Source organism: Nocardia sp. NPDC050717, from assembly GCF_040654275.1.
GTDB lineage: Bacteria > Actinomycetota > Actinomycetes > Mycobacteriales > Mycobacteriaceae > Nocardia.
Map to the genome: position 1 here is coordinate 191,709 of NZ_JBFAHR010000005.1, position 12,438 is coordinate 204,146.

A 12,438-nucleotide genomic window follows, 5' to 3' on the forward strand; every position below is an offset into this window, starting at 1 on the left:
CGCGCGGCGCGAAGAAGACTCCCTGTCGACCGGCGTCGGTGGTGACAAGGGACGACAGGTGGATCCGGTGGCGGCCGGATCCCAGCCGGGAGAGCCCGACCGGCGAGCCGGCACACGCCGGCTCGCCCCGGGTGACCGCCCGAAGGCGACGGTCGACCAGGCCAAGGACGCCTGCCTGAATCTGTTGGCCGTCCGCGCGCGCAGCCGCGCCGAACTGGCGAAGCGGCTCGGGGAGAAGGGTTTCCGGGTCGAGGTGACCGAGGCCGCGCTCGATCGGCTCGCCGAGGTCGGCCTCGTCGACGACAGCTCCTTCGCCGAACAGTGGGTGCACGAACGGCACACGTACTCCGGTCGGGGCAAGCGCGCGCTGCAGCGCGAACTCCGCGACAAGGGCGTGGCCCCGGCCGAGGCCGAGAACGCGCTGGCGGTCGTCACCGACGACGCCGAACGCGCTCGCGCGACCGACCTCGTCCGCCGCAAACTCGCCACCCTCTCCCGAGACCTGGACCGCGACAAAGCGGTTCGCCGTCTCGTCGGCATGCTGGCCAGGCGTGGGTATGACCAGTCGACCGCGTTCGCGGTGGTCACCGCCGAACTCGCCGACGCGGGGTTCGTCCGGGCGTACACGCAAGCCCGCCGCCCCGATTCGTCGCCCACGGACATACCGGCCGCGGGCGACGCCGACGCCGCGGGCGACGCCGACGACGCCGACGCCGTGGGCGACGCCGACGACGCCGACGCCGTGGGCGACGCCGACGGGAGTCGGGACATCGGCGGGTACCGGGACGACCCCGGGTGCCAGGACGATGACGGGTGCCAGGACGACGACGGGCGCCGGGATGTCGGTGGGCGCCGGGATGCGGCAGGGCGTCAGGGCGCCGGATCGGCACGTAGGCGTGGCGGGAGCTTGTCTCGCGCCGGTGGGCTCGGCGCCGCGCCGTCCACCGCCGACGTGGACCTCGGCGCCGACGAGTCCGATGACTCCGGGCGCCGACGCCGCGCGCGGCCGGTACCCGGGGACGAACAGGACGCGATCGACCTGGTTCGCCGCAAACTTCGCACCATGCCCGCTGACCTCGACCGTGTCAAGGCCGCCCGTCGCCTGGTCGACATGCTCGCGCGGCGCGGCTACGACCCCTCCACCGCCTATGCCGTCGTGAAAGCCGAACTGGCCGAACGGGGCCGCTGAGCACGTCGCGCGCGGCCGCGACGGAAAGTCCGATGATTGCGGTCGGCCAGGCGGGCCGAATGTCAACCGATCGGTGGCGTCAGCGTGATCCAGTAGCGTCGGGCCGGGCCGAGCGGGGTGTCGCGGATCCCTTCGAGGACGCCGCCCTGACGCTGGATCGTCGTGGCGGACGCCATGTTGTCGGCGGCGCAGACGAGCAGGAGCTGCTCGATGCCCAGCAGGCGGGCATGGTCCAGCATGCGGCCCAACGCCCAACCGGCGAGTCCACGTCCGCGCGCGGACGGGCGGACACCGAAGCCGACGTGACCTGCCCACCGCACGTACTCGTCGAGGTGGTGGCGCAGCGCGATCCCGCCGAGAACCTGACGGTCCTCGATGATCCACCGACAGGTCGTCCGAGCCGATTCGTCGCCCAGCCGCCGCACCCACGAGGCGAACCCGGCGCGTGAGCCGACGTCGTCGGTCGATGTCAGCCCGAACCCGTCCTCATGCGTGCCCGGCCCCCATTCGGCATGAGCGTCGAGCCAAGCGCGGTACAACCGCGTGGTCGGTGTGATCAGGTCAGGCACCTCGCGACTGTAGCCACTGGGCCGGGGTGGGTGGTTCGCTGTCGTCGGCCGGTGCGGTGGGTACCGGGGACTCGCTCGGTTTGTGCGTTGAGCCCGGCGCGGGGTGAGAGAAGTGAACCGCCGCGCGGGGGCGGAACGCGGCGTAGGATGACTCGGCGCCGATGAAACCTGGTTGTACGCAGGCGGATTGGGGTGCCGCGCCAGGCGGCGAGGTGCGGGGGTGGGGTGTTTCGCCCGGTGGTCGGGTGGGCATTCCGGGACAGGGCCGCGTGCGGCCGCCGGACGACGGGGAGGTGGACCCTGGACGCGTTGTGGACGTTCGTGGTGAACCGGCGGGAACAGTTGCTGGTCGATTCGTATCTGCATGTGTCGGCCGTGGTGCAGTCGTTGGTGCTGGCGACGCTCGTCGCGGTGCTCGTCGGCGTGCTGGTGTACCGGAGCCCGCTCGGGTCCGCCGCCGCGACGGCCACCGCGGGCGCGATCCTCACGGTCCCGTCGTTCGCGCTGCTCGGTCTGCTGATCCCGTTCCTGGGGCTCGGCGTCGGGCCGACGATCGTGGCGCTGGTGCTCTACGCCCTGCTACCGATCCTGCGCAACACCGTGCTCGGACTCTCCGCCGTCGACCCGGCCGTCGTCGACGCGGCGCGCGGCGTCGGGATGAACCGGCTGCGGTTGCTCACCGCCGTCGAGTTGCCGCTGGCGTGGCCATCGATCCTGGCCGGCATGCGGGTCAGCACCCAGATGATCATGGGCATCCTGGCCCTGGCGGCGTACGCGAAAGGCCCCGGGCTCGGCAATCTGATCTTCTCGGGGCTCTCGCGGCTCGGCAGCCCCAACGCGGTGCCGCAGGCACTCACCGGCACCGTCCTCATCGTCGTGCTCGCACTCGCGCTCGACGGCGTCCTGCTTCTGCTCGGCCGGCTCACCATCTCGAGGGGAATCCGTGACTGACACCGAAACCAGCATCGAGAGCGGGCCCGGCGCGGTCTCCGGCGTCGAGATCGTCCTCGACCGCGTCACCAAACGCTATCCGGAACAAACCGATCCGGCGGTCGACGAGGTCTCCATGACCATCCCGGCCGGCGAGATCGTCGTCCTGGTCGGCCCCTCGGGCTGCGGCAAGACCACCACGATGCGGATGATCAACCGGCTGATCGAACCCACCTCGGGCACCGTCACCATCGGCGGGCGCGACGCCGCCTCGATCGATGCCGACGAACTGCGCCGCGGCATCGGCTACTCCATCCAGCAGGCCGGGCTGTTCCCGCACCTGACCGTGGCCAAGAACATCGCCACGGTGCCCGGGCTGCTCGGCTGGGATCGCAAGCGCACCACCGCCCGCGTGGACGAGATGCTCGAGCTGGTCGGACTCGACCCGGGCGTGTACCGGAATCGCTACCCGCGCCAGCTCTCCGGCGGTCAGCAGCAGCGCGTCGGCGTCGCGCGCGCGTTGGCCGCCGACCCGCCGGTGCTGCTGATGGACGAACCGTTCGGCGCCGTCGACCCGATCACCCGCGCGCTGCTCCAGGACGAATTGCTGCGCCTGCAGGGCGAACTCGGCAAGACCATCGTCTTCGTCACCCACGATTTCGGCGAAGCCGTCAAACTGGGCGACCGGATCGCTGTCCTCGGCGACCGCTCCCGCATCCTGCAATACGACACCCCGGCCGCGATCCTGGCCGACCCCGCCGACGACACCGTCGCCGGATTCGTCGGCGCCACCGCCACCATCGACCGCCTCGGCCTGGCCGTGCTCGCCGACCTCACGCTGGACCAGGGGGTCACCGCCACCACCGGCACCGCACCGGCCGAACTGGCGGCCGAACTCGCTGCCGCCGACCACGATTGGGCGGTGCTCCTCGACGAGCACCGCCGCCCGCTGCGCCGCGTCACCGCGACCGAGCCGGCCGGGGCCACCGCGCTCGGCGACCTCGGCACCCCGATCACCACCACGGTGCCCGCCGACGCGACACTCCAGGACGCCCTCGCCGTCCTGCTGACCGAGCACACCGCATCGGCCGTCGTCGTCGACGCCACCGGCGCCTACGCGGGCGTGGTCACCGTCGACACCCTCGTCCAACACCTGGCCACCGCCAGCCCCACCGCCCCGGTCCCGTCATGACCGCCACCCCGCACCCGGCCCCACCCGCGCAGCACCGGCGCACGCCGACATCGCGCTCGGGGATGCGTGCTCGGTGCCCGGCGTTGCCCGCGTCTCGCTGGGCGCGTGCTGGGGACTGGGCGTTGCCCGCACCGCGCTCGAACCTATCTGTACGGTGCCGGGGTACGCATACGCCGCTCTCCGGCATGCTCCCACCGCTCTCCGGCGTGCCGGTGCGACGGCGCGGTATGTCCGTGGCGCACTCGGGCGTGCCAGCGTCGCGCCGGGGCATGCCCGCTTCGGGGGGCGTCGGCGCGTACGCTCCCCATCCGCGCTCCGCGATGCGTGCGCCGCGCTCAGATCTGCCTGTCCGGTACTCCGGCGAGTTCGCGACGCCCTCTGACAGGCCGGGGTGGCGTCGGCGTGTCTCCGTGGCGTACCGGGGCGGTCGTGCGCAGCTGCGGCAGGTGCTCGCAGGGACCTCCGTGGTGTCCACGCCGTGCGGGGGCAAGCCCGCGTCACCGGGAAGCGGCGCGTGTGCTCTCCATCCATGCTCGGCGAGTGAGGTCGTGTGCGACGGAAGGGCGGCCCCGGTGCTGTCCCAGGTCAGGCAGACCACATCGGGACGAGGTGCATCGTGACGAATCCCGCCACCACCGCACCGAAGACGATGGCCGACCGGCCCACCGTCGCGGGGCCCGCCGCGCAGCGTCGTGCCGAATTCCTGCGGCTGCTGGTGCAGCCGGTGATCGTGCTCGTCCTCACCGTCGGGGTGCTGGTGTGGGCGTTCCGGCGCGACCTCACTCTCACCCAGCAGGCCAGTATCAACGTCGGCAATGTCGCGACGGTGACATGGCAGCACATCCTGATCACCGCGGCCGTGGTGCTGATCGTGGTCGCGGTGGCGGTGCCGCTGGGCACGCTGCTCACCCGGCCCCGATTCCGCCGTCTCGCACCGCTTTTCGTCGGCCTCGCCAATATCGGGGCCTCCGCGCCGGCCATCGGCCTGATCGTGCTGTGCTACCTGGTCACCCGGACCACCGGTTTCTGGGTGGGCGTCGCGCCCATCGCGTTCTGCTCGCTGCTGCCGGTGCTGCGCAACACGATCCTGGGCTATCAGGAAGTGGATCCGGCGCTCATCGACGCCGGGCGCGGCCAGGGGATGTCGGCGGCACAGGTGTTGCGGCGCATCGAGTTCCCGCTCGCCGTGCCCTACATCCTGGCGGGTCTGCGCACCGCGCTGGTGCTGGCGGTCGGCACCGCGACCCTGTCGTTCCTGGTGAGCGCGGGCGGGCTCGGCATCCTGATCGATACCGGCTACAAGCTGCGCGACACCGTGACGCTCACGCTGGGCGCGGTGCTCGCCGTCGCGCTGGCGCTGTTCGTCGACTGGCTCGGCGCGCTGGCCGAACAGTTCCTCGGACCGAGGGGGTTGCGGTGAGGATCACCCGATGGCTACGTGGGCTGGTCCCGGTGGTCGGTGTCGTGCTGCTGGCCAGCTGTGGCCTGCAGTCCGGTGGTTCGGTGCCGCTGCCGGTGGGCCCCGGCAGCATCCGGCCGGTCCCCGAACTCGACGGCGTCGCGGTGACGGTGGGCTCCAAGGACTTCACCGAGGCCAACATCCACGGCTATCTGATCGAATTCGCCCTCACCGCCGCCGGCGCGAACGTGCGCGACCTGACCAACATCCAGGGCTCCAACAGCCTGCGTGACGCCCAGCTGCTCGGCCAGGTCGACATCGCCTACGACTACACCGGCACCGGCTGGATCAACTACCTGGGCAACGAGACACCCGAACCGGACGAGCGCCGCCAGTTCGAACTCGTGCGCGACGCCGACCTCGCCCAGCACAACATGGTGTGGACGGCCATGGCGCCGATGAACAACACCTACGCCCTCGTCACCAGCCGCCGCACCGCCGAGGAGACCGGGGTGCGCACCCTCTCGGACTACGCGGCGCTGATCGCCAGGGATCCCGCCGCGGCCGCCACCTGTGTGGGCACCGAGTTCAACGTCCGCCAGGACGGCTACCCGGGGATGGCCCGCAAATACGGCATCGACGTGCCCAAGGTCCAGAAGCAGATCGTCCAGGACGCCCTGGTCTACCAGGCCACGGCCGACGCGAATCAGTGCCGGTTCGGCTCGGTCGCGGCCACCGACGGGCGCATCCCCGCCCTCGACCTGGTGCTGCTGGTCGACGATCGCGGCTTCTTCCCGAAGTACAACGCCGCCGTGGTGATGCACCGCGACTTCGCCGAGGCGCATCCGCGGGTGGCCGAGATCATGGCGCCGATCTCGGCGCGCCTGACCAACGAGGTGATCACCGAACTCAACCGCCAGGTCGACATCGAGGGCCGCGAGCCCGCCGATGTCGCGCGCGACTGGATGGTCGCCGAAGGCCTCGTCACCGTCGGCTGAGCGCGACCCGCCCGCGGTCGGTGGCCGAACCGTGACCACCGCGCCGCCCGAGATGCCCGAATCGCGCGGGTCGGTGATGGCCGGGTGGCGGCGGGCGAGGCCATGATGGACAGCGGTGGCCGCGACCGGCCACCGTCTGCAGCGGAGCGGCACGGGGAATCCGCTTCCCGAACGGGAGGAGACGCATGGCCAACGAATTCCGCAAGGTGACGGTCCTCGGAACGGGGGTGCTCGGTTCCCAGATCGCCTTCCAGACCGCGTTCCACGGGTTCGACGTCACCGCCTACGACATCAATGACGAGGCCGTCACGGCCGCCAGGAAACGTTTCGACGGCCTGGCCCAGGTGTATCAGCAGGACGTGGACGGCGCCGACGCGGACAACACGGCGTCGACCGCGGCCGGGATCACCCTCACCACCGACCTCGCGACCGCCGCGGGCGAGGCCGACCTGATCATCGAGGCCGTCCCCGAGGTGCTCGACATCAAACGCGATCTCTACGAGAAGCTCGGCACGCTCGCTCCCGCGCGCACCGTGTTCGCCACCAACTCCTCGACGCTGCTGCCCAGCGACATCGCCGACTACACCGGACGGCCCGATCGCTTCCTGGCGCTGCACTTCGCCAACCACGTGTGGAAGTTCAACACCGCGGAGGTGATGGGCACCGAGCGGACCGATCCGGCGGTGTTCACGGCGGTGGTGGCGTTCGCGAAGGCCATCGGCATGGTGCCGATCGAACTGCACAAGGAGAAGGCGGGGTACGTCCTCAACTCGCTGCTGGTGCCCTTCCTCAACTCCGGTATCGAACTCGCCGCGGGCGGCTACGCCGAACCGGCGGCGGTCGACGAGACCTGGCGCATCGCGACCGGCGCGCCGATGGGGCCGTTCCAGATCCTCGACATCGTCGGGCTGACCACTCCGTACAACATCCTGGTCAACGGTAGTGAGGCCCACAAGAAGCTCGCGGCCTGGCTCAAGGAGAACTACATCGACAAGGGCAAGCTCGGCGCCGCCACGGGGGAGGGGTTCTACACCTACCCGAAGTAGCCGGGCGCGGACACTACTGTGGCCCGGTCCGCACGGACCGGGCCACAGTCATCTCGTTCTACTTCTTGCCGATGTCGACGCCGGGCGCCGCGTCGGTGACGATCGAATCGGCGGCCAGCACGGCGCCGCCCTTCTTGCGCCGCGACCGCAGGCGCTTCTCCAGCGTGGTCGCCAGGAAGGTCAGCGCGATGTTGAGCGAGATCATGATCACCGCGACGACCATCAGCGCGGGAATCGTGTTCTGCTGCGACGCGCCCTCCTGCTGCGCCGAACGCACCAGCTCCACATAGGTGATCTGGTAGCCGAGCGCGGTGTCCTTGAGCACGACCACCATCTGCGAGACCAGCGCGGGCAGCATCGCCGTGACGGCCTGCGGCAGCAGGATCAGCCGCATCAGCTGCGACTTGCGCAGACCCAGCGCCACCGCGGCCTCGGTCTGCCCCTTGGGCAGCGAGCGGATACCGGCCCGCACGATCTCGGCGATGACCGAGGCGTTGTAGATGATCAGCGCGATGACCACGGCCGCCAGGGCCAGGTCATCGGACCGGAACACCTTGTAGTCGCCGAACACCGCGAACAGGAAGATCATCAGGATCAGCACCGGGATCGCGCGCGCCAGTTCGACGATCGCGCCCGCGGTCCAGCGCACCCACCGGTGATCCGACAGCCGCAGGATGCCGAAGATCATGCCGAAGATCAGCGCGCCGACGATCGAGATCGCCGCCGCCGTCAACGTGCCCTGCAGACCGGGCAGCAGGTAGGTCTCCCAGACACCCGAGTCCAGGAACGGTTCCCACTTGGCCGCGGTGAACTGACCCTTCTCGTCGAAGGCGTCGAACAGCACCCAGCCGAAGGCGACCAGCGCCAGGAGCACGAGCACCGAGTAGATGCCGTGCCTGACCCGGGCCTTGGGACCGGGCGCGTCGAAGAGAACCGAAGCGCTCGCACTCATCGGGCCACCTCGTATCGCTTGGCCAGCCAGCCGAAGAACAGGCCGGTCGGCAGGGTGAGAATGACGAAGCCGAGCGCGAAGATCGCACCGATCGCGAGCACCGCGGCCTCGTTCTCGTTCATCGTGCTCATCAGCAGGGCGGCCTCGCCGACGCCGATCGCCGAGGCGATCGTGGAGTTCTTCGTCAGCGCGATCAGGACGCTGCCCAGCGGCGCGATGACCGCGCGGAAGGCCTGCGGCAGCACCACCAGGCGCAGGTTCTGGGCGAACCCGAAGCCCAGCGAGCGCCCGGCCTCGGACTGGCCCAGCGGGACGGTGTTGATGCCCGAGCGCAGCGATTCGCAGACGAACGCCGCGGTGTAGACGCTGAGGCCGACGATCGCCCAGCGGTAGTTGTTGTCCGCCAGCGAATCACCGGCCAGCTTCCAGCCGAGCGTGGTGTAGAGGCCCAGCGAGCAGAACACGATGATCAGGGTCAGCGGGGTGTTGCGGAAGATCGACACGTAGGCGGTGCCGATCCAGCGGGCCACCGGGATCGGGGACACGCGCATGGCCGCGACGAGGGTGCCGATGACCAGGGCGCCGATCGCCGAGAAGAACGTCAGCTTGATGGTCACCCAGAAGGCGTCGAGGATTTCGGAGTCATACCTCGAGATCAGGTCGAACACGGACGCGCGTCCTCCGATCGATGTGATAGGGCAAGCGGGAGGTCACCGCCGCGGTGGCATCCGGGCCACCGCGGCGGAGTCGATCAGTAGCGGTCGACGGTGGGCGGCTGCGGAATCGCGAAACCGGTGCCGGCGAAGGACTTCTCCAGCGCCGCCTTCCACGCGCCGTCGGCGATCATCGCCTCGATCGCGTCGTTGATCTTGCCCCGGCTCTCCGAATCGCCCTTCTTCAGGCCGATGCCGTAGTTCTCGGTGGTGAAGGTCTTGTTCACCAGCTTGTAGGTACCCGGCGACTGCGCGGCGTAGCCGGCCAGGATCACGTTGTCGGTGGTGACCGCGTCGATCGCGCCGCCACGCAGCGCCTCGATGCACAGCGAGTACGTGTCGTAGGTCTGCAGCTGCGCCTGCGGGTAGTTCTTCTGGATGTTCTGGGCCGGGGTGGAACCCTTCACCGAGCACACCTTCTTGCCCGCCAGCGAATCCGGGCCGGTGATGTCGGTGTTGTCGGCGCGCACCAGCAGGTCCTGACCGGCGACGTAGTACGGGCCGGCGAAATCGACCTTCTGCTTACGGGAATCGGTGATCGAGTAGGTGGCGACGATGAAGTCGACCTGACCGTTCTCGATCAGCGTCTCGCGCTGGCCCGAGGGCGCTTCCTTGAATTCGATGTTCTCCGGCTTGACGCCCAGCTTCTCGGCGACGTACTTGGAGACCTCGACATCGAGACCGCTGTAGGTGCCGTCGGTGTTGCGCAGGCCGAGACCGGGCTGGTCGAACTTGATGCCGACGGTCAGCTTGCCTTCCTTGGCGTGGTCGAGCACCGAGCCCTCGTCGCCGCCGCCGCAAGCGGTGAGCGTGGCCGCCAATGCCAGTGCCGCGGCGCCGATTCCGACCCGCATCGCACGATTGATCCTCATCGAGTGTCCTTCTCCTGGTGATGGTGTGAGTGGGCTCAGTGACTGAGAATTTTGCCGAGGAAGTCCTTGGCGCGGTCCGAGGTGGGTGCGGTGAAGAAGGTCTCCGGCGCGGTGTCCTCGACGACCTCGCCGTCGGCCATGAACAGCACCCGGTCGCCTGCCCGGCGGGCGAAGCCCATCTCGTGGGTGACGACGAGCATGGTCATGCCCTCCTTGGCCAGGGAGACCATCACTTCGAGCACCTCGTTGACCATCTCCGGGTCCAGCGCCGAGGTCGGCTCGTCGAACAGCATCACCTTGGGGTCCATCGCCAGCGAGCGGGCGATGGCGACACGCTGCTGCTGGCCACCGGACAGCTGCGCGGGATACTTGTCGGCCTGGTTGGCGATGCCGACGCGGTCGAGCAGGGCGAGGGCCTTCTTGCGCGCCTCGTCCTTCTTGACGCCGCGCACCTTCAGCGGCGCGAGCATCACGTTCTCGAGAATCGTCTTGTGCGCGAAGAGATTGAACGACTGGAACACCATGCCCACCTCGGCGCGCAGCGCGGCCAGCGCCTTGCCCTCGGCGGGCAGCGCGACGCCGTCGATGGCGATGTCGCCGGAGTCGATCGGTTCGAGTCGGTTGATGGTGCGGCACAGCGTGGACTTCCCCGAGCCCGAAGGGCCGAGGACGATCACGACCTGCCCGCGGGGCACGTCCAGGTTGATGTCGCGCAGAACGTGGAGCTCACCGAAGTGTTTGTCCACGTTGCGCATCGAGATCATCGGCGGCGCGCCGGCAGTGGCTGCGGCGTCGGCCTTCCCGGTCGCGGGTGCGGCGTCGTCGGTCATGGTCAGAAACCTTAGGCGTTCTTCGGAGATTTGCCCCGCTTTCCGTGACTCGCCGTCGCGGCACGCCGAGATGACACCGCCCGGTAACCTGGCGGACCCCCGACCGCGACGCAGACCACACCGGGTGGTGGCCGTACCCTGGACGGGTGGATTCGAACGGACAGGACGCGACGGAGCGCACGGTGACCCAGGCGCGCAGTTACGAGGTCCGCACCTTCGGCTGCCAGATGAACGTGCACGATTCCGAGCGCTTGTCCGGCCTGCTCGAGGACGCGGGCTATGTGAAGGCCGACCCGGACCAGACCCCCGATCTGGTGGTGTTCAACACCTGCGCCGTGCGCGAGAACGCCGACAACAAGCTCTACGGCACCCTCGGGCACCTGGCGCCGGTCAAGCAGGGCCGCCCGGGTATGCAGATCGCCGTCGGCGGCTGCCTGGCGCAGAAGGACCGCGAGACCGTCGTGCGCAAGGCGCCGTGGGTCGACGTGGTGTTCGGCACCCACAACATCGGCTCGCTGCCGGTGTTGCTGGAGCGGGCCAGGCACAACGAACAGGCCCAGGTCGAGATCCTCGAATCGCTCGAGGCCTTCCCGTCGACGCTGCCCGCCAAGCGCGAATCGGCCTACGCGGGCTGGGTGTCGATCTCGGTGGGCTGCAACAACACCTGCACCTTCTGCATCGTGCCCGCGCTGCGCGGCAAGGAGGTCGACCGCCGCCCCGGTGACGTGCTCGCCGAGGTGCAGGCGCTGGTCGACCAGGGCGTGCTCGAGGTGACGCTGCTCGGCCAGAACGTGAACTCCTACGGCGTGAACTTCGTCGACCCGGACCAGCCGCGCGATCGCGGCGCCTTCGCCCAGCTGCTGCGCGCGACGGGGCGGATCGATGGCCTCGAACGCGTGCGCTTCACCTCGCCGCACCCGGCCGAGTTCACCGACGACGTCATCGAGGCGATGGCCGAGACCCCGAACGTCTGCCCGCAGCTGCACATGCCGCTGCAGTCCGGCTCGGACCGGGTGCTCAAGGCGATGCGCCGCTCCTACCGCAAGGAGCGCTTCCTCGGCATCATCGACAAGGTGCGGGCCGCCATGCCGCACGCCTCGATCACCACCGACATCATCGTCGGCTTCCCCGGCGAGACCGAGGAGGACTTCCAGGAGACCCTGGACGTGGTGCGCCGCGCGCGTTTCACCAGCGCCTACACCTTCCAGTACTCCAAGCGGCCGGGCACGCCCGCCGCCGAACTGCCCGATCAGCTGCCCAAGGCGGTCGTGCAGGAGCGCTACGACCGGCTGATCGCCCTGCAGGAGCAGGTGTCGCTGGAGGCGAACCAGGCCCTGATCGGCATCGAGGTCGAGCTGCTGGTGGCCGAGGGCGCAGGCAAGAAGAACGCGGCCACCGCCCGGATGAGCGGCCGCGCCCGCGACGGCAGGCTGGTGCACTTCCGGCCCGGCGACGCGGCGGGCATCCGGCCCGGCGACCTCGTCACCGTCGACATCACCGCGGCGGCGCCGCACCACCTCATCGCCGACGGCGCGGTCAAGGCACACCGGCGCACCAGGGCCGGTGACGCGCACGAACGCGGCGTGACGCCCAAGACCGAGCCGATCGGCGTCGGCCTCGGGCTGCCGAAGATCGGCGCGCCGGTCACCGTCGAGCCGGCCGTCAGCGGCTGCTCCACGGGATGCTCGGCGTGACCTCCCCGGACCAGGAGCCCGAATCTACTACCGGGAGTAGTGGGTCGGACGCGA

At 69.8% G+C, this 12,438-nt stretch carries 11 protein-coding genes and 1 pseudogene; 7 read left to right on the forward strand and 5 right to left on the reverse strand.

Translation table 11 applies throughout. The annotated features are described in order from the left end of the window. Positions 1 to 175: 175 nt before the first annotated feature. Positions 176 to 610, forward strand: a pseudogene (locus AB0H56_RS13420) (regulatory protein RecX); the annotation flags it as partial. A 641-nt stretch (positions 611 to 1,251) separates the two neighbouring features. On the opposite strand, the gene AB0H56_RS13425 reads toward AB0H56_RS13420, so the two are convergent. Beyond that, entirely contained in the window at positions 1,252 to 1,758 is a 507-nt protein-coding gene (locus AB0H56_RS13425; protein ID WP_357161689.1) for a GNAT family N-acetyltransferase, read from the reverse strand. A gap of 300 nt (positions 1,759 to 2,058) precedes the next feature. Here AB0H56_RS13425 and AB0H56_RS13430 point away from each other — a divergent pair, with 300 nt between their 5' ends. From AB0H56_RS13430 to AB0H56_RS13450, 5 genes are all read left to right on the forward strand, one after another. Next, on the forward strand, positions 2,059 to 2,709 hold the full coding sequence (locus AB0H56_RS13430; RefSeq protein WP_357162066.1) for an ABC transporter permease: 651 nt from the start codon (positions 2,059 to 2,061) through the stop codon (positions 2,707 to 2,709). Beyond that, a complete protein-coding gene (locus AB0H56_RS13435; RefSeq protein ID WP_357161692.1) occupies positions 2,702 to 3,880 on the forward strand; it encodes an ATP-binding cassette domain-containing protein in 1,179 nt (392 codons plus the stop codon). Before AB0H56_RS13430 ends, AB0H56_RS13435 begins: the two co-directional genes overlap by 8 nt. A 649-nt stretch (positions 3,881 to 4,529) precedes the next feature. Continuing rightward, the gene (locus AB0H56_RS13440) at positions 4,530 to 5,300 is read left to right on the forward strand and encodes an ABC transporter permease (RefSeq protein ID WP_357162069.1); all 771 of its coding nucleotides are present in this window, start codon (positions 4,530 to 4,532) and stop codon (positions 5,298 to 5,300) included. Continuing rightward, on the forward strand, positions 5,297 to 6,277 hold the full coding sequence (locus AB0H56_RS13445; RefSeq protein WP_357161695.1) for a glycine betaine ABC transporter substrate-binding protein: 981 nt from the start codon (positions 5,297 to 5,299) through the stop codon (positions 6,275 to 6,277). The genes AB0H56_RS13440 and AB0H56_RS13445 overlap by 4 nt, the downstream gene beginning before the upstream one ends. A gap of 185 nt (positions 6,278 to 6,462) precedes the next feature. Further along, positions 6,463 to 7,323 (forward strand): 3-hydroxyacyl-CoA dehydrogenase, encoded by an 861-nt coding sequence (locus AB0H56_RS13450; RefSeq protein ID WP_357161698.1) that lies wholly within the window; start codon positions 6,463 to 6,465, stop codon positions 7,321 to 7,323. Between the two features lie 58 nt (positions 7,324 to 7,381). Here AB0H56_RS13450 and AB0H56_RS13455 read toward each other — a convergent pair whose 3' ends face one another. The 4 genes from AB0H56_RS13455 to AB0H56_RS13470 form a co-directional block, all read right to left on the reverse strand. Beyond that, positions 7,382 to 8,275, reverse strand: a complete 894-nt coding sequence (locus AB0H56_RS13455) for an amino acid ABC transporter permease (protein ID WP_357161700.1) — start codon at positions 8,273 to 8,275, stop codon at positions 7,382 to 7,384. Then, entirely contained in the window at positions 8,272 to 8,943 is a 672-nt protein-coding gene (locus AB0H56_RS13460) for an amino acid ABC transporter permease (protein WP_110035751.1), read from the reverse strand. Before AB0H56_RS13460 ends, AB0H56_RS13455 begins: the two co-directional genes overlap by 4 nt. An 83-nt stretch (positions 8,944 to 9,026) precedes the next feature. After that, positions 9,027 to 9,860, reverse strand: coding sequence for a glutamate ABC transporter substrate-binding protein (locus AB0H56_RS13465; RefSeq protein ID WP_357161704.1), 834 nt, complete (start codon positions 9,858 to 9,860; stop codon positions 9,027 to 9,029). A 35-nt stretch (positions 9,861 to 9,895) separates the two neighbouring features. Further along, entirely contained in the window at positions 9,896 to 10,624 is a 729-nt protein-coding gene (locus AB0H56_RS13470) for an amino acid ABC transporter ATP-binding protein (RefSeq protein WP_110036108.1), read from the reverse strand. Between the two features lie 248 nt (positions 10,625 to 10,872). Between AB0H56_RS13470 and miaB the strand changes: the two genes are divergently transcribed. Beyond that, the gene (miaB, locus tag AB0H56_RS13475; RefSeq protein WP_357162073.1) at positions 10,873 to 12,384 is read left to right on the forward strand and encodes a tRNA (N6-isopentenyl adenosine(37)-C2)-methylthiotransferase MiaB; all 1,512 of its coding nucleotides are present in this window, start codon (positions 10,873 to 10,875) and stop codon (positions 12,382 to 12,384) included. Positions 12,385 to 12,438: the final 54 nt, after the last annotated feature.